The sequence below is a fragment of the Streptomyces sp. NPDC025784 genome, assembly GCF_055558435.1.
On record NZ_JBVHMN010000001.1, the window covers coordinates 1,127,062 to 1,148,934 of the forward strand.

Below are 21,873 nucleotides of genomic sequence, written 5' to 3' on the forward strand. Positions count from 1 at the left end.
TCCCTGGACCACCGCCTCTCCCCCGAGCTCGAAGAACTCCGGCGCACGGTGGAGGAGTTCGCACACGACGTCGTGGCGCCGAAGATCGGCGACTTCTACGAGCGGCACGAGTTCCCGTACGAGATCGTGCGGGAGATGGGCCGCATGGGGCTGTTCGGCCTGCCCTTCCCCGAGGAGTACGGCGGCATGGGCGGCGACTACCTCGCCCTCGGCATCGCCCTGGAGGAGCTCGCCCGTGTCGACTCGTCCGTGGCCATCACCCTGGAGGCGGGTGTCTCCCTCGGAGCCATGCCGATCCACCTGTTCGGCACCGAGGCCCAGAAGCGGGAATGGCTCCCGCGTCTGTGCTCCGGGGAGATCCTCGGCGCGTTCGGGCTGACCGAGCCGGACGGCGGCTCGGACGCGGGCGCCACGCGCACGACGGCCCGGCTCGACCCCGACACGGACGAGTGGGTGATCAACGGCAGCAAGTGCTTCATCACCAACTCCGGTACGGACATCACGGGTCTGGTGACGGTCACCGCGGTCACCGGCCGCAAGCCCGACGGAAAGCCGGAGATCTCCTCGATCATCGTCCCGTCCGGCACCCCGGGCTTCACCGTCGCCGCCCCGTACTCGAAGGTGGGCTGGAACGCCTCGGACACCCGTGAGCTGTCGTTCTCCGACGTGCGCGTGCCGGCGGCGAACCTGCTCGGCGAACGGGGCCGCGGCTACGCGCAGTTCCTGCGGATCCTCGACGAGGGGCGGATCGCCATCGCCGCGCTCGCCACGGGACTGGCGCAGGGCTGCGTCGACGAGTCGGTGAAGTACGCCAAGGAGCGGCACGCGTTCGGGCGTCCGATCGGCGCGAACCAGGCCATCCAGTTCAAGATCGCCGACATGGAGATGAAGGCGCACACGGCCCGCGTGACGTGGCGTGACGCCGCCTCCCGACTGGTCAGCGGCGAGCCCTTCAAGAAGGAGGCGGCGCTCGCCAAGCTCTACTCGTCCACGATCGCCGTCGACAACGCCCGCGACGCCACACAGGTGCACGGCGGCTACGGCTTCATGAACGAGTACCCGGTGGCCCGTATGTGGCGCGACTCCAAGATCCTGGAGATCGGCGAGGGCACCAGCGAGGTGCAGCGCATGCTGATCGCCCGGGAGCTGGGTCTCGCGGGCTGAGCCCGAGAACGGCGCCGCGGCTCCCGGACCATGCCGGGAGCCGCTGGTCCGCCGGGCGCCGAGGGCACCCGGCGGTCCGTCAGGTCTGGTCGGAGCGCAGCCAGTCCCGGCAGTAGTTCAGCTCGGTGCCGCCCTCGAAGGTGGCGACCTCGATGCCGACGTCGTACATGCCCGCGGAGTAGCTCGCCGTGGTGCTCAGGGTCAGGCTCTCGCCGTACCCGTCGTAGTTGTGGTGCCACGGCCAGGGCGTGAGCACCCCGCCGCCGTCGTTCTTGGCGATCAGGCGGATGGCCACGTGGTGGCCGTCCGCCTTGGCGTCGTACACGGACAGGATCACGCCGAGGTTCGTCGCACCGCTGGCCCAGCCGTTGATCGTGCCGGCGCCCGACGCCGACGACGTGTCGCAGTACAGCGTGTACGAAGTCGCGGAAGCCGGCGCGGCCGACATCCCCACGGTCAGTGCGGCCCCCGCGACCGCCACTGCGAGCCCCTGCCTGTATCTGCCCACGTTCGTTCCCCTCTTCGGCATACGGTCGGTCAACTCCGCCTGTGGCCAGAGTTGTTGATCGAAACGGTAGAGACAGCCGAAGTGATCGACAACTGATATCCAGGCGCACGCGCGGTGACTCGGACCACAGCGTGGCTCACTCACGCATCCCCGCGCACAAACACCTGACAAAATCGTCGACAATCTCGTCGACATGTCTTGCGTCGCTGGTCGGATGCGGGCTACCTTCCTTCGCCGTACCTCCAGCAGAGCCGGCTCCGCACCTCCCGTCACCCAGTCGACCCGCAGACCACCGCGGCGGTGAGGCCGCCATCATGCGCGGCCACCACCGCGGGCCGGTCGCGGCCGCGCGCCGCCCCACGCGACGCTCCCGGCCCGTCCGACCGGCGCACGTCCCGATCCGACGATCGAACGGAGACCGAGCATGGCCACGCTGTTCAGACGGCAACGACGGCACCGGTGGGCATCGGCCACCCTCATGGCGGCCCTCGCCACCACCCTCGCGCTCGTGACCGGCGGGAGCTCGGCGCTCGCCGGGGTCGCGGCCGGCGGCGCACCGTCCGCCCCCTCCTCGACCGTCACCACCACGGCGGCGACCGTGTCGGACAGCACGTCGACCCGCACGTCGGACGGCGCCGCGAGCCGCGCGCCGGACGGTGCGTCCGGCGGCATCGCGCCCGCCCTGTCCTGCGCCGACCTGGGCTCCGAGGACCTGGCCTCGGCGGTCCCCGGCGTGCCGTTCGAGATCACCTCGGCCACCGGGATGGCCGCCGGGAGCAACACCCTCGGCGCCTGGGCGGCCTGCGACGTGAAGGGCGTCATCGCCCCGCAGATCCACTTCGAGATCCGGCTGCCCGAGACCGGCTGGCGGGGCGACTACCTCCAGCTCGGCTGCGGCGGGCTGTGCGGGAGCGTGAACACGGGCAGCGCCCCCGCCTCCACCGGCTGCGTCCCGCTGACCGGCGGCGCCTTCGCCGTCGCCTCCAGCGACGAGGGCCACTACCAGGGCGGCGGACTGTTCTCCGCCGACCCCACCCTGCGTGCCGATTTCGGCTACAAGTCCGACCACCTGCTCGTCCAGGCGGCCAAGGCGGTCGTCAACGCCTACTACGGACGGCCCGCCGGCCACGCGTACTTCGACGGCTGCTCCCAGGGCGGCCACCAGGCCCTGACCGAGGCGCAGCGCTACCCGACCGACTTCGACGGCGTCGTCGCGGGCGCCCCGGCCAACAACTTCACCGCGCTCAACACCTTCTCGCACGCCTGGACCGCGCAGTCGGTGTTCCTCGACGGCGGCCCGGCCACGATCACGACGGCCGACCTCGCACCCCTGCACACGGCGGTGCTCAAGGGCTGCGGCGCCACCGACGGCATCATCGCCGACCCGCTGAGCTGCACATGGGACCCGGGCGCCATCAAGTGCCGGGTGGGACAGGCGTCCACGGCCGCGGACTACTGCCTGACCGATGACCAGGTCACCACCGTGCGCAGGATCTACGCGGGACCGACCGACGAGCACGGCAGGCTGCTGTACCCGGGGTACCAGCTGCGCGGCTCCGAGCTGAACTGGGCCGGGATCATCGTGCCGGCCACGGCCGACGGCACCACCGGTGACATGAACTTCGTCCGGGAGACCATCCGTTACCAGGTGTACGACAGCCCGCGCCCGGCCCTGACGTACAAGGACGTCGAGTTCACCGAGGCCTCGTACAAGAGGATCATGCGGGCCGGCGAGGGCATGTACGACGCGACCGACCCCGACCTCAGGGCGTTCAAGGCGGCCGGCGGCAAGCTGATCCTGTGGCACGGCCTGGGCGATCAGCACATCCCGGCCGTCGGCACCATGGCGTACTACCGGGCGGTGCAGAAGGCGACGGGTTCCGTCGCGGCGACCGAGGACTTCGCCCGGCTGTTCCTGCTCCCGGGCGTCGCGCACTGCGGTGGCGGCCAGGGCCCGAACTCCTTCGACGCGCTGACCGCCCTGGTCGACTGGGTCACCGAGGGCAGGGCGCCGGACAGCCTGCCGACCGAGTCGGTCGACGGCAGCGGGAACGTCACCGCGGCCCGCCCGGTCTACCCCTTCCCGTACGTCGCCGAGAACACCACGGGTGGCCCCGCGGACGAGGCGGACAGCTACCGGCCGGTCAGGTCCGCGGCGGAGGCGAACCTCGCACTGAAGTGGCTCGGCTCGTTCCGCTCCGGGTACGAGACCGTCGGCAACTGGGTCGACGGCCGGTGGGTGGTCACCAAGGGCAAGGCCTGACCGATGAGGTGACCTGAACGGCGGCCCGCCGGGCGCGGCTCGGGTGCCGGGAACCCGGCGGGCCGCCTGGCGCGGACCGGACGCACAAGCCCGGCGGGTCGTGTGCGTGGCCCGGCGGGCCGTCAGACGCGGTCCGGGCAAGGCCCGTCGGCACAGTTCCGCGCCCGGGCCCGCGACCCGCCCCCTGGACAATTGGTGAGGTTAGGCTAACCTACCTTCGAACTTGTCCGGCGGGCCCTCAGCCCCGTGCCGAAAGCAGCCACACTCATGTCCAACGCCCGTGCCACCCACCTCACCCGTCGCGGCATCCTCGCCGCCGGAGGCGCTCTCGGCCTCGGGGCCGTGCTCGCCGCCTGCGGCGACGACGACAAGAAGAACGGTGGCTCGGACTCGACGAAGGCCGCCGCCAAGTCCGGCCCCTGGACCTTCGAGGACGACCGGGGCACGACCGTGAGGACGGACAAGATCCCGGCGAACATCGTCGCGTTCACCGGTGTCGCCGCCGCCCTGTACGACTACGGCATCGAGGTCAAGGGTGTCTTCGGGCCGACCAGGACCAAGGACGGCAAGGCCGACGTCCAGGCCGGCGACATGGACGTCAGCAAGGTGACCGTGCTCGGCAACGAGTGGGGTCAGTTCAACATCGAGAAGTACGCGGGTCTCGCGCCCGACGTCCTCATCTCGACGATGTTCGACGGCGCCGGCACCCTCTGGTACGTGCCCGAGGAGTCCAAGGACAAGATCCTCAAGCTGGCCCCGAGCGTCGGCATCTCCGTCTACGACGTCCAGATGCCCAAGCCGCTGGAGCGCATGCTGGCGCTCGCGGAGTCGCTGGGCGCCGACGTGAAGTCCGCGAAGATCACCGAGGCGAAGAAGAAGTTCGAGGCGGCCGCCGAGCGCCTGCGCAAGGCCGCCAAGGCCCGCCCCGAGATCAAGGTGCTGGCCGGCTCCGCGAGCCAGGACATCTTCTACGTCTCCGGCTCGAACCTCTCCATCGACCTGGAGTACTTCAAGGCGCTCGGCGTGAACATCGTCGAGCCCTCCGCGGAGGCCCTGAAGGCGAGCGGCGGCTGGTTCGAGAACCTCAGCTGGGAGACCGTCGACAAGTACCCGGCCGACGTCATCATCATGGACGACCGCACATCGACCATCCAGCCGGCCGACATCACCGAGGCCACCTGGAAGAAGCTGCCCGCCGTGAAGGCCGGCCAGGTCATCGCGCGCACGCCCGAGCCGATCCTGTCGTACGACAAGTGCACCCCGATCCTCGACAACCTCGCCGAGGCCATCGAGAAGGCCAAGAAGGTCGCCTGAGCCCGACGGCTCCACAACAGCCCCCTGACGACGACTCAGGAGCCCTTATGACGACGGCCGTAGCCGCCCCGTTCCGTTTCTTCTCCCTCCAGGTGGTACGGACGAGGCGGCTCGGCCCGTCCCTGGTCCGTGTCACCTTCGCCGGCGACGATCTGCGGGCGTTCCACTCCGACGGGCGCGACCAGTCGCTCTCCCTCTTCCTGCCGCACCCGGGCCAGTCCGCGCCCGTCGTCCCCGTGGAGCTGGGCGACGGGTGGTGGCAGGGCTGGCGCGACCTCCCCGACGACGTACGGGCGGTGATGCGCTCGTACACCCTGCGCGCGCTGCGGCGGAATCCCGACGAGATCGACATCGACTTCGTCCTGCACGGCGTGGAGCCGGGATCGGCCGCACCGGCGGGCCCCGCCTCCCGCTGGGCGTCCTCGGCGGCCGCCGGCGACCGTGTGCTGCTGCTCGGGCCGGCCGTCCGCGACAACCGCGCCATCCGCTTCCGTCCGCCCGAGGACTGCGACCTGGTGGTCCTGTGGGGCGACGAGACGGCGGTCCCCGCCGCCTCCGCCATCATCGAGTCCCTCCTCCCGGGTGTCCGCGTGCGGGCCTGGCTGGAGGCCCATCACCCGGGCGACATCCAGGACCTGGAGACCCGGGCGGACGCCGAGATCACCTGGCTCGTGCGCGGCGAGACCTCCCACGACGCCGAAGGCGGCCGCACGCCCTCCGCCCTCGAAGCTCTGCGTGCCGCGCAACTCCCCGCCGCCCGGGCCCCGTACGCATGGATCGCGGGCGAGTCCGGTCAGGTGAAGGAGTTGCGCCGCCATCTGGTGCACGAGCGCGGCATCGACCGCAGGCAGGTCACCTTCGTCGGTTACTGGCGGCGCGGGCTGAGCGAGGAAGAGCTGCGCGAACAGGGCGAGTAGCCCTCCCGCAAGGGTTGTCGACGAGGCGTCAGCCGCCTGCGGGATCCACACCCCGGGCCTCGGGCGCCGTCTCGCGCAGAGGTGAACGCCACGGACGACAGGGGCGGGGCGGGGTCGCACGGTTAAGTTAGGTTAGGCTAACCTAAGTCGAACGTCGCGACTCCGTCCCGCTTCCGTTCAGTCCCCGCTTCCGTCCGCCCCGGACGCTCTCCCGCACGGAGGACCCCCACATGCGCTCGCACCTGCTCAATGACACGACCGCGGATCGGTACCGCCGCTCCGTGACCGAGGGAATCGAGCGGGTGGCGGCCAAACTCGCCACCGCAGACCGCCCGTTCACCGGCATCGCCGTCGACGACCTCGCCCCGCGCATCGACCGCATCGACCTGGACCGCCCGCTGCACGACACCACGGCCGTCCTCGACGAGCTCGAAGAGGTCTACCTGCGCGACGCGGTCTACTTCCACCACCCGCGCTACCTCGCGCACCTCAACTGCCCGGTCGTCATCCCGGCCGTGCTCGGCGAGGCGGTCCTCTCCGCGGTCAACTCCTCCCTGGACACCTGGGACCAGTCGGCCGGCGGCACGCTCATCGAGCGCAAGCTCATCGACTGGACGAACGAACGGGTCGGCCTCGGCCCGGCCGCCGACGGCGTCTTCACCAGCGGCGGCAGCCAGTCCAACCTCCAGGCACTGCTCCTCGCCCGTGAGGAGGCCAAGTCCGACAACCCGGCGAAACTGCGGATCTTCGCCTCCGAGGTGAGCCACTTCAGCGTCAAGAAGTCCGCCAAACTCCTCGGCCTCGGCGCGGACTCGGTCGTCTCGGTCCCCGTCGACCACGACAAGCGCATGCAGACGGTCGCCCTCGCCCGCGAACTGGACCGCTGCAAGCGGGACGGCCTCGTCCCCATGGCCGTCGTCGCCACCGCAGGCACCACCGACTTCGGCTCCATCGACCCGCTGCCCGAGATCGCCGAACTGTGCTCGCAGTACGGCGTCTGGATGCACGTCGACGCGGCGTACGGCTGCGGGCTGCTCACCTCGCTGAAGAACCGGGACCGCCTCGACGGCATCGACCGCGCCGACTCCGTCACGGTCGACTACCACAAGTCCTTCTTCCAGCCCGTGAGTTCGTCCGCCCTGCTGGTCCGGGACACGGCCACCCTGCGCCACGCGACCTACCACGCGGAATACCTGAACCCCCGCCGCATGGTGCAGGAGCGCATCCCCAACCAGGTCGACAAGTCCCTGCAGACCACGCGCCGCTTCGACGCCCTCAAGCTGTGGATGACGCTGCGCGTGATGGGCGCCGACGGCATCGGCGAGCTCTTCGACGAGGTGTGCGACCTGGCCGAGGAGGGCTGGCGGATCCTCGCGGCCGACCCCCGCTTCGACGTCGTCGTCCGCCCGTCGCTGTCCACCCTCGTCTTCCGCCACATCCCGGCCGCCGTCACCGACCCGGCCGACATCGACCGCGCCAACCTGTACGCCCGCAAGGCCCTGTTCGCCTCCGGCGACGCCGTCGTCGCGGGGACCAAGGTCGGCGCCCGCCAGTACCTGAAGTTCACGTTGCTCAATCCCGAGACCACGGCGGACGACATCACCGCCGTCCTCGATCTGATCGCCGGCCACGCCGAGCAGTACCTGGGAGAGTCCCTTGACCGCGCTTCCTGAAGCCACCCGCGTCCATGACTTCGTCGGGATCGGGCTCGGTCCCTTCAACCTCGGCCTCGCCTGCCTGACCGAGCCGATCGCCGAACTGGACGGCGTCTTCCTGGAGTCCAAGGCGGACTTCGAGTGGCACTCCGGGATGTTCCTGGAGGGCGCCCACCTCCAGACCCCGTTCATGTCGGACCTGGTCACCCTCGCCGACCCGACGTCCCCCTACTCCTTCCTCAACTACCTGAAGGAATCGGGCCGTCTGTACTCGTTCTACATCCGCGAGAACTTCTACCCGCTGCGCGTCGAGTACGACGCCTACTGCCGCTGGGCCGCGTCCAAGCTGAGCAGCGTCCGCTTCGACACCACGGTCGCCGAGGTCACGTACGACGAGAGCGCCGGGTTGTACGCCGTGCGGACCCAGGAGGGCGACTCGTTCCGCGCCCGGCACCTGGTCCTCGGCACGGGCACCCCGCCGCACGTCCCGGATGCCTGCGCGGACCTCGGCGGCGACTTCATCCACAACTCCCGCTACATGCAGCACAAGCAGGAGCTCCAGGCGAAGGAGTCGATCACGCTCGTCGGCAGCGGACAGTCCGCCGCCGAGATCTACTACGACCTGCTGAGCGAGATCGACGTCCACGGTTACCAGCTGAACTGGGTCACCCGCTCCCCGCGCTTCTTCCCCCTCGAATACACCAAGCTCACTCTGGAGATGACCTCCCCGGAGTACATCGACTACTTCCACGCGCTGCCCGAGCCCACCCGGTACCGCCTCCAGACGGAGCAGAAGGGCCTGTTCAAGGGCATCGACGGCGACCTGATCAACGAGATCTTCGACCTGCTGTACCAGAAGAACCTCGGCGGCCCGGTCCCCACCCGCCTGCTCACCAACTCCTCGCTCGACAGCGCCCGGTACGAGAACGGCACGTACACCCTGGGCCTGCGCCAGGAGGAGCAGGGCAAGGACTACGAGCTGCACTCCGCCGGCCTGATCCTGGCCACCGGCTACAAGTACGCCGAGCCGGAGTTCCTGAAGCCGGTCCGCGACCGGCTTCGCTACGACACGCGGGGCAACTTCGACGTGGCCCGCAACTACGCCGTCGACACCACGGGACGCGGGATCTTCCTGCAGAACGCGGGCGTCCACACGCATTCGATCACGTCGCCGGACCTCGGCATGGGCGCGTACCGCAACGCGTCCATCATCCGGGAGCTGCTCGGCACCGAGTACTACCCGGTCGAGAAGACCATCGCGTTCCAGGAGTTCGCCGTATGAGCACCGCCCTCGAAGAGACCTTCACCGTCCGCCCGCTCGACCCGGTCGAGGACGCCGAACTGCTGCACCGGTGGGTCACGCACCCCAAGGCCGCCTTCTGGATGATGCAGGAGGCGAAACTGCCGGACGTGGAGCGCGAGTACATGGCCATCGCGGCGAGCGAGCACCACGACGCGTTCCTCGGCCTGCGCGGCGGCGAGCCCGTCTTCCTCATGGAGCGCTACGACCCGGCGCACGTCGAGCTCGTCGGCCTGTACGAACCGCGGCCGGGCGACGTCGGCATGCACTTCCTGGTCGCGCCGACGGACACCCCCGTGCACGGCTTCACCCGCGCCGTGATCACCGCCGTGATGCGGCACCTGTTCGCCGATCCGGCGACCGTACGCGTCGTCGTCGAGCCCGACGTGCGCAACACGGCCGTGCACGCCCTCAACGAGGCCGTCGGCTTCGTGCCCGAGCGCGAGATCCAGAAGCCGGAGAAGAAGGCGCTGCTGAGCTTCTGCACCCGCGAGCAGTTCGAGAAGGCGGTGTCCGCATGACCCTCGCCGACGCCGTCGCCCACCTCTCCCCCGAACGCTGGGCCCGCGCCAACCGGCTGCTCGTCCGCAAGGCCCTCGCCGAGTTCGCCCACGAGCGGTTGATCAGCCCCGAGCTGCTGCCCGACGGCCGCTACGAGGTCCGCAGCGACGACGGCCTCACCCGCTACCGCTACGCCGCCGTCGTCCGCTCGCTCGACCACTGGCAGGTGGACGCCGAGACGGTCACCCGGCACCGCGACGGGACGGAACTGCCGCTCGCCGCACTCGACTTCTTCATCGAGCTGAAGGAGTCCCTCGGTCTGAGCGACGAGGTCCTGCCGGTCTACCTGGAGGAGATCTCCTCCACGCTCTCGGGCACCTGCTTCAAACTCACCAAGCCGCAGATCCCCTCCGTCGAGCTGGCCCGCGCCGGCTTCCAGGCGATCGAGACCGGGATGACCGAGGGCCACCCCTGTTTCGTCGCCAACAACGGGCGGCTCGGCTTCGGGGTGCACGAGTACCTCTCGTACGCGCCGGAGACCGCGAGCGCCGTCCGGCTGGTGTGGCTGGCCGCGCACCGCTCCCGGGCCGCCTTCACGGCGGGCGTGGGCATCGACTACGAGTCGTTCGTCCGTGAGGAGCTGGGCGACGGGACCGTCGAACGGTTCGCCCGCACGCTCGCCGAGCAGGGCCTCGATCCCGACGACTACCTGCTCATACCCGTCCACCCCTGGCAGTGGTGGAACAAGCTGTCCGTGACCTTCGCCGCCGAGGTCGCCCGGCGGCACCTCGTCTGCCTCGGCGAGGGCGACGACGAGTACCTCGCCCAGCAGTCGATCCGGACGTTCTTCAACCGCAGCGCCCCCGGCAAGCACTATGTGAAGACCGCGCTGTCGGTCCTCAACATGGGCTTCATGCGCGGCCTGTCGGCCGCCTACATGGAGGCCACCCCGGCCATCAACGACTGGCTGGCGCAGCTCGTCGACAACGACCCGGTGCTGAAGTCCACCGGTGTGTCGATCATCCGCGAGCGTGCCGCGGTCGGCTACCGGCACCTGGAGTACGAGGCCGCCACCGACCGCTACTCCCCGTACCGCAAGATGCTCGCCGCCCTGTGGCGGGAGAGCCCGGTGCCCTCGCTCCAGGACGGCGAGACCCTGGCCACCATGGCCTCTCTCCTCCATGTCGACGACGAGGGTGCGTCGTTCGCGGGCGCGCTGATCGAGCGGTCGGGGCTGACCCCGGTGGAGTGGCTGCGCCGCTACCTGCGCGCCTACCTGACCCCGCTGCTGCACAGCTTCTACGCGTACGACCTGGTCTACATGCCGCACGGCGAGAACGTCATCCTGGTCATGGAGGACGGCGCGGTGCGGCGCGCGATCTACAAGGACATCGCCGAGGAGATCGCGGTGATGGACCCGGACGCGGTGCTGCCACCCGCCGTCGAGCGGATCCGGGTCGACGTCCCGGACGACATGAAGCTGCTGTCCCTGTTCACGGACGTCTTCGACTGCTTCTTCCGCTTCCTCGCGGCGATCCTCGCCGCCGAGGGCGTCCTGGAAGAGGAGGACTTCTGGCGGACGGTCGCCGGGTGCGTGCGCGACTACCAGGACGCGACGCCCGAACTCGCCGACAAGTTCCGGCAGTACGACCTGTTCGCGCCCGAGTTCGCGCTGTCCTGCCTCAACCGGCTCCAGCTGCGCGACAACCGGCAGATGGTGGACCTGGCCGACCCGTCCGGCGCGCTCCAGCTGGTCGGGAACCTGAAGAACCCCATCGCGGGGTTCTGAGCCGGACGGACGGGCGTCCCGGAGTACGGTCCTCCGGGACGCCCGTCGATCTCGTCGTGCCGCCGGCCGCGGACGGCCCGGCCCGGTGCGTCAGTTGCCCGGCCAGGGCACCTGCGGCGACCGGTAGTACCCGATGCCCAGCGCGTCCCAGCGCGGGCCCTGCGCCGCGAGCCGCACCCGGTAGGCGTCCCAGTCGTGCGTCGAGGCCGGCGACCAGCCGAGCTCGGCGACGCCCGGCAGCCTCGGGAACGCCATGACGTCGATGTCGGCGCCGGTCACGATCGTCTCCGTCCACAGCGGTGCCTCGACGCCCCGGATCGCCGAGGCGGGCGCGCCGGGAAGGTAGTCGCCGGGATTCCAGTCGTAGGAGCGCCTGACCTCCACCAGACCCGCCCAGTCCTGCCCGAGCGGGGTGTCCGCGGTGTACTTCATGTCGAGGTAGACCCGGTCGGCGGGCGACAGCACGAGGCCCGTGCCGTTCCGCGCGGCCTGGGCGACCTGGGCCTTCTCCTGCGCGCCGGTGTCGTCGAGACCCCAGTACTGCGCGATGGCCCCCTTCACGGGGTTCGCCCCGGTCAGCTGGTGCCAGCCGACCACCGTCTTGCCGTACTTGGCGACGACGGGCTGCACCTTGTCCATGAAGGCCACGTAGTCGGCGTGGCTCGTCGAGTGGGCCTCGTCCCCGCCGATGTGGAGGTACTTGCCCGGCGTGATCGCGGCCAGTTCGCGGATGACGTCGTCGACGAAGTCGTACGTGACCTGCTTGCCGACGCACAGCGAGCTGAAGCCGACGTCCGTGCCGGTGTACAGGGGCGGGGCGACGCCGTCGCAGTTCAGCCGGTCGTACGAGGCGAGGGCGGCGTTGGTGTGCCCCGGCATGTCGATCTCCGGGACGACCTCCAGATAGCGCGAGGCGGCGTACCGGACGATCTCCCGGTAGTCGTCCTTGGTGTAGTGGCCGCCGGTGCCGCCGCCGACCTGCGTGGAGCCGCCGTACTCGGCCAGGCGCGGCCAGGAGTCGATGGCGATGCGCCACCCCTGGTCGTCGCTCAGGTGCAGATGGAGCTTGTTGACCTTGTAGAGGGCCAGTTCGTCGATGTAGCGCTTGACCTGGGGGACGGTGAAGAAGTGCCGGGAGACGTCGAGCATGGCGCCGCGGTAGGCGTAGCGCGGGGAGTCCTCGATGGTGCCGCCCGCGACCAGCCAGGGGCCGCGCTGCACGGAGTCCTTCTCGACGGCGGCCGGCAGCAGTTGCCGCAGGGTCTGGACGCCGTGGAAGAGACCGGCGGGACGGGCGGCGGTGATGGTGACGCCGGACGGTCCGCTGTCGAGCCGGTACCCCTCGCCGCCCTGGGACCCGGCCGCCTGCTTCGAGCCGATCCGGAGGCGGATGCCGCTGTCGCCGTCCGTGGTGACCGGGAGCCGGTAGCCGGTCGAGGGCCGCAGGATGTCCGCGAGGTACTCGCCGACCCGGCGTGCCTCACGCGTGTCGTCGACGCGGATGCGGGTGTCACCGGTGATGCGGTAGGGGGAGCCGCCCGGGTGGACCGAGGCGGGGGCGGGGACGACCTGCCCGAGGGGACGAGGGGTCGCGGCGGGTGCCGCGCCGACGAGGGATATTCCGGCTGCCGCCACGAGCAGCAGCGTACCGAGAAGGCGGGGCGTTCTGTGGTGCTGTCTCACATGCGCTCCCTTCAAATTGGTAAAGACCACTCTCCCGCAGCACCGGTGAAACAATCCATCTCATGGCGGAAATCATCCAGAAGGACGGCACGTGGGCCTTCGACGGCGACGCGCTGCGACTGACTCCCGGACGCGACAAGAACGTCAGCCTGCTCCGCAGGGCCCTGGGTGAACTGGCCGTCCCCCTGGGCGCCCTGGCCGGCGTCTCCTTCGAACAGGGCAAGAAATGCGGGCGGTTGAGGTTGCGGCTGCGCGACGGCGCCGACCCGCTGCTCCAGGCGACCGGCGGCAAGCTCACGGAGCCCAACGACCCGTACCAGCTGACCGTCGAGTCCGACCGCTACGGGGTCGCCGAGTACTTCGTCGACGAGGTCCGCAACGCCCTGCTGCTCGACCAGGTGCCCGCCGGCCCGGTCGACGGCTATCTGCTCCCCGGCCCCGCGGTGCCGCTGTCCGCCTCCGCCGGTGACGGCACCGCCGGCTTCGACGGCGATCACGTACGCCTGGAGTGGAACTGGAAGACGGAGGACGCGAAGGCCGCCGCCGGCGCCCGGACGCTCGCCGTGGGCGACATCACGGCCGTCGAGTGGCATCCCGCGGTCGGCCTGGAGAACGGCTGTCTGCGCTTCACCGTGCGCGGCGCGGAGACCAAGGCCCCGCCGAAGTACGACCCCAACTCCGTGGAGCTGTGGGGCTTCAAGAAGGACCCGCTGATGGCGCTGGTGGCGGCGGCGGTGCAGGCGCGGCTGCCGCATCCGGCCGCACCGCCCGCCGAGGCGGACGCGCGGCCGAAGGAGCTGTCACCGGCGGCGCCCGGGCCCGCGGCGGACGAGGCCGATCACGACGCGCTGCTGCGCCGGCTGCGCGAGCTCGGCGAGCTGTACAGCTCGGGGGTGCTGACGGACGAGGAGTTCTCGCTGGCCAAGCGGGCGGTCCTCAGGCGCATGTGAGGACCGCCCGCCGTCCACCGGTGCGTCAGCGCGCCCGGCGGGCCACCGTGAAGTGGTCGACCTCTTCCCCGGTCTCCGCGATGCCCCGCACCTTCAGGGTCGCGGTCCGGCCCTTGGGCGCGGGCGTCACGTCGACCCGCAGGAACGAGTAGTCGAGGTAGCGCACGCGCGACCAGGCCACCGTCTCGTTCTGCCGGCCGTCCTTGAGGTTGATGAACGAGGCGACGGAGTCGACCTCGTTCTCGTGGCCCTCGTAGGACTGCGGGGCGCTGAACGCGTAGAGGCTGCGGCCCGCGGCACCGGCCGTGACATAGACGACGCCGTCGGTCTCGGGGTACGCCGTGCCGCCGATCGGCAGCTTCTTGGAGACCTCGCCCGCCTTGATGACGTCGGTGCGCTCGTACTGGTGGTTGTGGCCGTTGATGACCAGGTCCACGGTGTACTTCTCGAACAGCGGCACCCACTCCTGGCGCACGCCCCCCTCCGAGGCGTGCGCCGTGGAGGTGCAGTACGCGCAGTGGTGGAAGAAGACGACGATGAAGTCGATGTCCTTCGACGCCCGGTAGGTCTTGAGCTGCCGCTCCAGCCACTTCGTCTGGGTTCCTCCGGAGATGCCCAGGTTCGCCGGGATCTCGAAGGAGATGTCGTTGGCGTCCAGCGAGATGACCGCCGTGTTGCCGTAGACGAAGGAGTACACGCCCGGGAGGTTCTTCGCGTCCGGACCGTTGTCGGGGAGGTTCCAGCGGGCCTCTTCGCCGCCGTAGCCGTTGGGCGAGTACCAGGCCTCCATGTCGTGGTTGCCGTACGCCGGCATCCACGGGACCTGCTTGGCGACCGTCTCCGTCTGGGCCAGGAACTGGTCCCAGATGCGCGAGTCGAAGCCGGTGTCCTCCTTCTTGCCCGCGCCGGACGGGTCCGCGTACGCGATGTCGCCGGCATGCAGGTGGAAGGCCGGGTTCTGGCCGAGCAGCAGGGCGTCGTTGGCGAGGCCGTGGTAGCCGACGCCCTCGTCGCCGAAGGCGGTGAAGGTGAACGGCTCGGCGCGCGCGGGGGCGGTGGTGAAGGTGCCGAGGGTGCCCAGCAGGTGGGGCTCGGCCGGGTCGAAGCCCGCGTGGCCGACACCGTAGTAGTAGGTCTTGCCGGGGCGCAGGCGGGTGAGCTGGGCGTGCAGGTAGTACTGGGTGTGGTCGCCGCTGGCTCCCACGCCCGCCGGGGTGTGGAGGGTGCGGACCTCGGCCTCGATCTTGCGGGAGAGGTCCCACGGGTGGGCGCCGATGCGGATGTACGGCTTCTTCACCGCGGCCGGGACCTGCCAGGAGACCGTGATCTCGGTGCGCGGGTCGTTGCCGTAGGCGAGGTGGCGGCCGAAGGGGGCGACGAGCGCGCCGTCGACCGTCTCGGTGCTCGCGGCCGTCCGCTGGGTGGGGACCGCGGCCTGTGCGACGGCGCCCGGCACGAAGGCACCGCCCGCGACGGCGCCGAGGGTGACGGCGCCGCCTCTGATCATGTTGCGCCGGGAGAACTTGGCGCGGAGGTACTCGTGCTGCTCGGCCATGGTCATGCGCTCGGCGAGCTGCTCCGGTACGCCCATACGTGGAGTGTCCATGGCTCGAAAGTTGCTCCCGGCAATCGACGTGGCGCCAGACACAGGATGGACAGCTTCCGAACAGACCACCATAAGAGTTTCAACACAGTGCTGCCCGATATCGGGCAGGATTCTTGCGGATCGCCTTCCGGTACCCCAGGATCATCGGGTGCACGACGAACTTGTTGATCATCTGACGCGGTCCACGCCCCTGAACCGGGGCGAGGCACTGCGCGTGGTCCAGGACGTGCTCGCCTACTTCGACGAGACGACCGAGGAGTACGTCCGTCGCCGCCACCGCGAGCTCCAGGGCCAGGGCCTGGTGAACGCGTCGATCTTCGAACGGATCGAGGCGGATCTGCAGTACCGCGCGGTCGCGCCGCCGGAGCTCACCCTCCGCCAGCTGCGCCGCATCGTCTACGGCTGAGTGCCGGGCGAGAACAGAACTGAACGACCGAGGGACAGAGGTACTCCTGTATGTGCGGAATCGTCGGATACATCGGCAGGCGTGACGTGGCGCCGCTGCTGCTCGAAGGCCTCCAGCGCCTGGAGTACCGCGGCTACGACTCCGCGGGCATAGTCGTCACGACCCCCAAGTCGGCCGGCCTGAAGATGGTCAAGGCCAAGGGCCGGGTCCGCGACCTGGAGGCCAAGGTCCCCGCACGCTTCAAGGGCACCACCGGCATCGCGCACACCCGCTGGGCCACCCACGGCGCCCCCTCCGACGTGAACGCGCACCCGCACATGTCCGCCGACAACAAGGTCGCGGTCGTCCACAACGGCATCATCGACAACGCCGCCGACCTGCGCCGGAAGCTCGAAGCGGACGGCGTGGAGTTCCTCTCCGAGACCGACACCGAGGTCCTCACCCACCTCATCGCCCGCTCGCAGGCCGAGAAGCTGGAGGACAAGGTCCGCGAGACCCTCCGGGTGATCGAGGGCACCTACGGCATCGCGGTGATGCACGCCGACTTCTCCGACCGCATCGTGGTGGCCCGCAACGGCTCCCCGGTCGTGCTCGGCATCGGCGAGAAGGAGATGTTCGTCGCATCGGACATCGCCGCCCTGGTCACCCACACCCGGCAGATAGTGACGCTGGACGACGGCGAGATGGCCACCCTCAAGGCGGACGACTTCCGCACGTACACCACCGAAGGCACCCGCACGACGGCCGAGCCGACCACCGTGGAGTGGGAGGCGGCCTCGTACGACATGGGCGGCCACGACACCTACATGCACAAGGAGATCCACGAGCAGGCCGACGCCGTGGACCGCGTGCTGCGCGGCCGCATCGACGACCGGTTCTCCACCGTGCACCTCGGCGGCCTGAACCTGGACGCCCGCGAGGCGCGCCAGATCCGCCGCGTGAAGATCCTCGGCTGCGGCACCTCGTACCACGCGGGCATGATCGGCGCCCAGATGATCGAGGAGCTCGCCCGCATCCCCGCGGACGCCGAGCCCGCCTCCGAGTTCCGCTACCGCAACGCCGTCGTCGACCCCGACACGCTGTACGTCGCGGTCTCCCAGTCCGGTGAGACGTACGACGTGCTGGCGGCCGTCCAGGAGCTGAAGCGCAAGGGCGCCCGGGTCCTCGGCGTCGTCAACGTCGTGGGCAGCGCCATCGCCCGCGAGGCGGACGGCGGCATGTACGTCCACGCGGGTCCCGAGGTCTGCGTGGTGTCCACCAAGTGCTTCACGAACACCACCGTCGCCTTCGCGCTGCTCGCGCTGCACCTCGGCCGCACCCGTGACCTGTCCGTGCGCGACGGCAAGCGGATCATCGAGGGCCTGCGCAAGCTGCCCGCCCAGATCTCCGAGATCCTCGAACAGGAGGACGAGATCAAGAAGCTGGCCGAGGAGTACGCCGAGGCCCGCTCGATGCTCTTCATCGGTCGCGTCCGGGGCTACCCGGTGGCCCGCGAGGCCTCCCTGAAGCTCAAGGAGGTCTCCTACATCCACGCCGAGGCCTACCCGGCCTCCGAGCTGAAGCACGGCCCGCTGGCACTCATCGAGCCCGCCCTGCCGACGGTCGCGATCGTCCCCGACGACGACCTCCTGGAGAAGAACCGCGCCGCCCTGGAGGAGATCAAGGCCCGCAGCGGCAAGATCCTCGCCGTGGCACACCAGGAGCAGGAGAAGGCCGACCAGACGATCGTGGTGCCGAAGAACGAGGACGAGCTCGACCCGATCCTCATGGGCATCCCGCTCCAGCTCCTCGCCTACCACACGGCGCTGGCCCTGGGCCGGGACATCGACAAGCCGCGGAACCTGGCGAAGTCGGTCACCGTCGAGTAGACCCGCCGTCAACTCCCCCGCCGACGACCGGACATGAACGATCCCTGTGCGTGCCACCCGCGCACAGGGATCGTTCTTCCAAGGGCCGGAGCCGCCCAAAACCCCGGCCCGCGCCTGGCTCAGCCGGTGGCCGTCACCCCCCGGCCGGCGGCGCGTCGCGGAAGCGTGGTGGGCCAGTGGGCGAGGGCCGCGGTGGCGGCGTACCAGGCGACCGCCCCTGCCGCCACGGCGAACCAGCCGCCCGCCTTGGTGAGGCTGCCGCTGTCCGCGAACCGGGCGACGGCGAGGAGCAGCAGGGAGACGAAGAACAGTCCGTAGGTGCCCTGGCCGAGCGTGTCGCCGCCGGCGAGCGTCAAGGAGAGCGCCACCAGGGCGAACAGGAGCAGGAAGAGTCCCGCGGCGTTGTCGGAGATCTGGTTCCCGGCCGAGACGGCCCAGGTGAACCACAGGGCGCCGAGCGCCGAGAAGGCCGTGCCGTTCGCCGCGTCGCGGTCACGGAAGGCCAGCAGACCGGCGACGAAGAGCGCAACGCCGCCTACGTAGTGGGCCAGTGATACGGCGTCAGCCGCCGTCACGCCGTCGATCACGTCGGTGGACCCGAGGCCGAAGGCCAACAGGGTGATTCCCAGGGCGAGTCGGCCGACGATCGTGGTGGTGCTTCCCGCAGAGACGTCGTTGTCCACGGCGGGCTCCCTTCATACATGTGCAGTTGTGCGGTGAGCGATATATGCCCTTCACAAGGGCACAAACACCTCTACGCGCGGGTAGTTTCACGCTGCACAGCAGGAGCACCGCACTGTCCCGGGGCTCATCTCACCTGGGACGACGGCGAGTTACGGAATGACGACGACGGGGCGCTGCGCGCGCTTGGCGAGCCGGCCGGCCACCGAGCCGAAGATGCGCCCGACGATGCCGTGCGTGGAGCCGACCACGATGGCGTCCGCCTCGTACTCCCGGCCCACCTCTTCGAGTTCGTGACAGATGTCACCGCCGCGCTCGACGAGGATCCACGGCACCTCGGCCAGATACTCGGCGCAGGCCAACTCCAGACCCAGCACCTCGGTGCGGTGGTCCGGCACGTCGACGAAGACCGGTGGCTCGCAGCCCGCCCACACGGTGGTCGGCAGCCGGTTGGCGACGTGCACGATGATCAGGCCGGAGCCGGAGCGGTGAGCCATGCCGATCGCGTAGGCGAGGGCGCGCTCACTGGACGTCGAACCGTCGAAGCCGACGACGACACCGTGCTTGAAGGCGGGATCGCAGGACTGGCGGGGTTCTTCCGCCGCCAGGGGCTCGGCCGCCGTGGGGTCGGCGAGCGGGCGCTTGCGGTTCGCGGGATCGAAGAATTCGTGACCGGCCATGGGTATCTCGGCGTTTGGATCCTCGTGGTGGGGACGACGTGCGGCAGAGCAGTGTCCGGGAATCATCTTCCCAACCCCATACCCCCAAGGGTACGGCGGCACGCCTCCTCTGCCCAGATCCCGCGCGCGCTGTGCGAGCGTTCCCCGGAGCATGCATGAGAGGCGCCCGTAACGCAATGGTTGCTGCCCCGTACAGGCGGTTTGCGCAGGGTTCACCCGGCGACGGGGACTTTTCTCGTGGTACGGCCACGATCTCCCGGGACGAGGCGCCCATACCGGGCAGTGACCGGCCGGTCGAACACGCGTTGAACAGGAGAGCCATCGCCACGGACAGCATGGAGAGCGGACGGCCGGCCCCCGGACCGCGCCGCTCGCCATGGGGAGCACTGGAGCACTAGGGAGCAGAGCGTGCCCGGACCCGAGATCGCGCCCCGCCCCTCCCCCGGGGCGCGCTCCCCGGCACCGCCGGTGCCGGACACGGCGAGCGCCGTGGTGCGCTGGGCCGCCTTCAGCTGTGTCCTGGTCCCCGTGATCCTCGTCTGGTTCGGCGCCTCGCTCGCGGGTGCGACCGGGACCGCCCTGGGGCTGGCCGCCGTGACCGGCGCCTGCCGGCTGCTGATGAGACAGTCCGAGCGGGGCGCGGCACGGCTGCGCGCCGCGGAACGGGACGCGCGGCCCGCCGGGGAACGGTCCGCATCGCGCGGCCGGCACGGCAGGACCGGGTCGGCCACCGTGGCCGAACCGCGCGACGGCGGGATCCCGGAGCGGCCGGACCGCCCGCTCGGCGGGGTCCGGCCGGGCGTGATGCCCGATCCGCGGGGCAGGAGCGGAACGGGCACGGTGGCCGATCTGCGCGGCTGGAGTGGCACCGGGGCGCACAGAGGTGGTCGGCGCGGTACGGGAAACAAGCCGGTTGACTGACCGGTTTGTGCGCACGCCCCCGGTACTTTTCAGCCAACTTCTGGGAACTGCCCCTCCCTTGCCCGAACGACCCCCCAACCCCCGTTCGACCTGCACCGAAAGGGTCCTGGGCGGCTCGCGCACCCTACGTGGATTGGCCACTGCCACGAGGCGCACTTCCCTGCACGGCCCACGAGTGCAACGCTTCGTGATCGAATGCTTTACGCCAAGTTGCCATGTCGACATTCTGCGGAGTACCGAACTGGTCACCTTGGCGCTACGCGACACAGTAGATTCGATCTTGTCTTACGGCGGGGGACTCGTGCAGGACCGAGGGGAAACGTGCAGGAGCGACACAACCGAGGAGCCGCGACCACCGAGGGGGGCTTAGCAGGATGAGCCACGACTCCACTGCCGCGCCGGAAGCCGCGGCCCGGAAGCTTTCCGGGCGACGCCGCAAGGAGATCGTCGCGGTGCTGCTGTTCAGCGGCGGCCCCATCTTCGAGAGTTCCATACCGCTGTCGGTGTTCGGGATTGACCGCCAGGACGCCGGCGTACCGCGCTACCGACTTCTGGTGAGCGCGGGCGAGGAAGGCCCACTGCGGACCACAGGGGGCCTGGAACTCACCGCACCACATGGCCTGGAAGCGATCTCCCGGGCAGGCACGGTCGTCGTGCCCGCCTGGCGGTCGATCACCTCGCCACCACCGGAGGAGGCGCTCGACGCACTGCGGCGAGCGCACGAGGAGGGCGCCCGCATCGTCGGGCTGTGCACCGGGGCCTTCGTCCTGGCGGCGGCCGGCCTGCTGGACGGACGGCCCGCCACGACCCACTGGATGTACGCGCCGACGCTGGCCAAGCGCTACCCGTCGGTGCACGTGGATCCACGGGAACTCTTCGTGGACGACGGAGACGTCCTGACGTCGGCGGGCACGGCGGCCGGAATCGACCTCTGTCTCCACATCGTGCGGACGGACCACGGCAACGAGGCGGCGGGCGCGCTGGCCCGGCGTCTGGTGGTCCCGCCGCGTCGGAGCGGCGGGCAGGAGCGCTACCTCGACAGGTCTTTACCCGAGGAGATCGGCGCCGACCCCCTCGCGGAGGTCGTCGCCTGGGCGCTGGAGCACCTCCACGAGCAGTTCGACGTCGAGACGCTGGCGGCCCGTGCGTACATGAGCCGCCGCACCTTCGACCGCCGGTTCCGCTCGCTCACCGGGAGCGCGCCCCTGCAGTGGCTGATCACTCAGCGCGTCCTGCAGGCGCAGCGCCTCCTGGAGACCTCCGACTACTCGGTCGACGAGGTCGCCGGGCGCTGCGGATTCCGCTCGCCGGTCGCGCTGCGGGGTCACTTCCGACGCCAGCTCGGCTCGTCCCCGGCCGCGTACCGGGCGGCGTACCGCGCCCGCAGGCCGCAGACCGAACGCCCGTCGGACGTGGACGGCGCGGCGGGACCGCTCGGGCCGCCACCGGTCGTGCACCAGGACAGCCCGGTCCCGATGCAGACGCGCCGTACGGCGGCGGCCGGCGCCCTGGGCCCGGCCGCGTCGGCCGCGGCGCTGGGCCCCGACCCGGGCAAGCACGGCCAGGAGCTGTACGCGGGAGGCAGGCCCAGCCTGCCCGGTCAGCGCAGCGCGCCCTAGCCGAGCGCCGGCGGGGACGTAGGTGACGGGAGGGGTCCGTGCCTTCGG

General features: G+C 70.4%; 18 protein-coding genes. 13 read left to right on the forward strand and 5 right to left on the reverse strand.

Going from position 1 to position 21,873, the window contains the following annotated elements; translation table 11 throughout:
• The first annotated feature begins 3 nt into the window (after positions 1 to 3).
• On the forward strand, positions 4 to 1,164 hold the full coding sequence (locus ACZ4IF_RS04865) for an acyl-CoA dehydrogenase family protein (RefSeq protein WP_095934673.1): 1,161 nt from the start codon (positions 4 to 6) through the stop codon (positions 1,162 to 1,164).
• A gap of 79 nt (positions 1,165 to 1,243) precedes the next feature.
• On the opposite strand, the gene ACZ4IF_RS04870 is transcribed toward ACZ4IF_RS04865, so the two are convergent.
• Positions 1,244 to 1,672 carry a hypothetical protein gene (locus ACZ4IF_RS04870; RefSeq protein WP_467559551.1) on the reverse strand — a complete coding sequence of 143 codons (429 nt, stop codon included), beginning with the start codon at positions 1,670 to 1,672 and terminating at the stop codon, positions 1,244 to 1,246.
• A gap of 424 nt (positions 1,673 to 2,096) precedes the next feature.
• Here ACZ4IF_RS04870 and ACZ4IF_RS04875 point away from each other — a divergent pair, with 424 nt between their 5' ends.
• From ACZ4IF_RS04875 to ACZ4IF_RS04905, 7 genes are all read left to right on the forward strand, one after another.
• Entirely contained in the window at positions 2,097 to 3,935 is a 1,839-nt protein-coding gene (locus ACZ4IF_RS04875) for a tannase/feruloyl esterase family alpha/beta hydrolase (protein ID WP_467559553.1), read from the forward strand.
• A gap of 267 nt (positions 3,936 to 4,202) precedes the next feature.
• Positions 4,203 to 5,249, forward strand: a complete 1,047-nt coding sequence (locus ACZ4IF_RS04880) for an ABC transporter substrate-binding protein (protein WP_467559555.1) — start codon at positions 4,203 to 4,205, stop codon at positions 5,247 to 5,249.
• 47 nt (positions 5,250 to 5,296) lie between these two features.
• Positions 5,297 to 6,166, forward strand: coding sequence for a siderophore-interacting protein (locus ACZ4IF_RS04885; RefSeq protein ID WP_467559557.1), 870 nt, complete (start codon positions 5,297 to 5,299; stop codon positions 6,164 to 6,166).
• A 230-nt stretch (positions 6,167 to 6,396) separates the two neighbouring features.
• Positions 6,397 to 7,839 (forward strand): lysine decarboxylase DesA, encoded by a 1,443-nt coding sequence (gene desA / locus ACZ4IF_RS04890; RefSeq protein ID WP_359498782.1) that lies wholly within the window; start codon positions 6,397 to 6,399, stop codon positions 7,837 to 7,839.
• Positions 7,823 to 9,103, forward strand: coding sequence for a lysine N(6)-hydroxylase/L-ornithine N(5)-oxygenase family protein (locus tag ACZ4IF_RS04895; protein WP_467559559.1), 1,281 nt, complete (start codon positions 7,823 to 7,825; stop codon positions 9,101 to 9,103). The genes desA and ACZ4IF_RS04895 overlap by 17 nt, the downstream gene beginning before the upstream one ends.
• Positions 9,100 to 9,642: a GNAT family N-acetyltransferase gene (locus ACZ4IF_RS04900; protein WP_359498786.1), complete on the forward strand. Its 543-nt coding sequence runs from the start codon at positions 9,100 to 9,102 to the stop codon at positions 9,640 to 9,642. The genes ACZ4IF_RS04895 and ACZ4IF_RS04900 overlap by 4 nt, the downstream gene beginning before the upstream one ends.
• Positions 9,639 to 11,411 (forward strand): IucA/IucC family protein, encoded by a 1,773-nt coding sequence (locus ACZ4IF_RS04905; RefSeq protein WP_467559561.1) that lies wholly within the window; start codon positions 9,639 to 9,641, stop codon positions 11,409 to 11,411. Before ACZ4IF_RS04900 ends, ACZ4IF_RS04905 begins: the two co-directional genes overlap by 4 nt.
• A gap of 90 nt (positions 11,412 to 11,501) precedes the next feature.
• Here the strand turns inward: ACZ4IF_RS04905 and ACZ4IF_RS04910 are convergent, their stop codons facing one another.
• Complete coding sequence (locus ACZ4IF_RS04910; protein WP_467559563.1) at positions 11,502 to 13,094, reverse strand: beta-N-acetylhexosaminidase; 1,593 nt, start codon at positions 13,092 to 13,094, stop codon at positions 11,502 to 11,504.
• Positions 13,095 to 13,156: 62 nt separating this feature from the next.
• Here ACZ4IF_RS04910 and ACZ4IF_RS04915 point away from each other — a divergent pair, with 62 nt between their 5' ends.
• Positions 13,157 to 14,044 carry a DUF4429 domain-containing protein gene (locus ACZ4IF_RS04915; protein ID WP_467559565.1) on the forward strand — a complete coding sequence of 296 codons (888 nt, stop codon included), beginning with the start codon at positions 13,157 to 13,159 and terminating at the stop codon, positions 14,042 to 14,044.
• A 25-nt stretch (positions 14,045 to 14,069) separates the two neighbouring features.
• Here the strand turns inward: ACZ4IF_RS04915 and ACZ4IF_RS04920 are convergent, their stop codons facing one another.
• Entirely contained in the window at positions 14,070 to 15,635 is a 1,566-nt protein-coding gene (locus tag ACZ4IF_RS04920; RefSeq protein ID WP_467559977.1) for a purple acid phosphatase family protein, read from the reverse strand.
• Between the two features lie 163 nt (positions 15,636 to 15,798).
• On the opposite strand from ACZ4IF_RS04920, the gene ACZ4IF_RS04925 reads away from it, so the two are divergent.
• Both ACZ4IF_RS04925 and glmS read left to right on the forward strand, forming a co-directional pair.
• Complete coding sequence (locus ACZ4IF_RS04925; RefSeq protein WP_359498794.1) at positions 15,799 to 16,056, forward strand: hypothetical protein; 258 nt, start codon at positions 15,799 to 15,801, stop codon at positions 16,054 to 16,056.
• Between the two features lie 50 nt (positions 16,057 to 16,106).
• Positions 16,107 to 17,924: a glutamine--fructose-6-phosphate transaminase (isomerizing) gene (glmS, locus tag ACZ4IF_RS04930; RefSeq protein WP_467559567.1), complete on the forward strand. Its 1,818-nt coding sequence runs from the start codon at positions 16,107 to 16,109 to the stop codon at positions 17,922 to 17,924.
• A gap of 119 nt (positions 17,925 to 18,043) precedes the next feature.
• Here the strand turns inward: glmS and ACZ4IF_RS04935 are convergent, their stop codons facing one another.
• Together ACZ4IF_RS04935 and ACZ4IF_RS04940 are read right to left on the reverse strand one after the other, a co-directional pair.
• Positions 18,044 to 18,607 carry a GPR1/FUN34/YaaH family transporter gene (locus ACZ4IF_RS04935; RefSeq protein WP_028803507.1) on the reverse strand — a complete coding sequence of 188 codons (564 nt, stop codon included), beginning with the start codon at positions 18,605 to 18,607 and terminating at the stop codon, positions 18,044 to 18,046.
• Between the two features lie 150 nt (positions 18,608 to 18,757).
• Positions 18,758 to 19,285 (reverse strand): universal stress protein, encoded by a 528-nt coding sequence (locus ACZ4IF_RS04940; RefSeq protein ID WP_095934526.1) that lies wholly within the window; start codon positions 19,283 to 19,285, stop codon positions 18,758 to 18,760.
• Between the two features lie 408 nt (positions 19,286 to 19,693).
• On the opposite strand from ACZ4IF_RS04940, the gene ACZ4IF_RS04945 reads away from it, so the two are divergent.
• Both ACZ4IF_RS04945 and ACZ4IF_RS04950 read left to right on the forward strand, forming a co-directional pair.
• The gene (locus tag ACZ4IF_RS04945; protein WP_467559570.1) at positions 19,694 to 20,206 is read left to right on the forward strand and encodes a hypothetical protein; all 513 of its coding nucleotides are present in this window, start codon (positions 19,694 to 19,696) and stop codon (positions 20,204 to 20,206) included.
• A 374-nt stretch (positions 20,207 to 20,580) separates the two neighbouring features.
• Positions 20,581 to 21,825 carry a helix-turn-helix domain-containing protein gene (locus ACZ4IF_RS04950; protein ID WP_359498801.1) on the forward strand — a complete coding sequence of 415 codons (1,245 nt, stop codon included), beginning with the start codon at positions 20,581 to 20,583 and terminating at the stop codon, positions 21,823 to 21,825.
• Positions 21,826 to 21,873 lie beyond the last annotated feature (48 nt).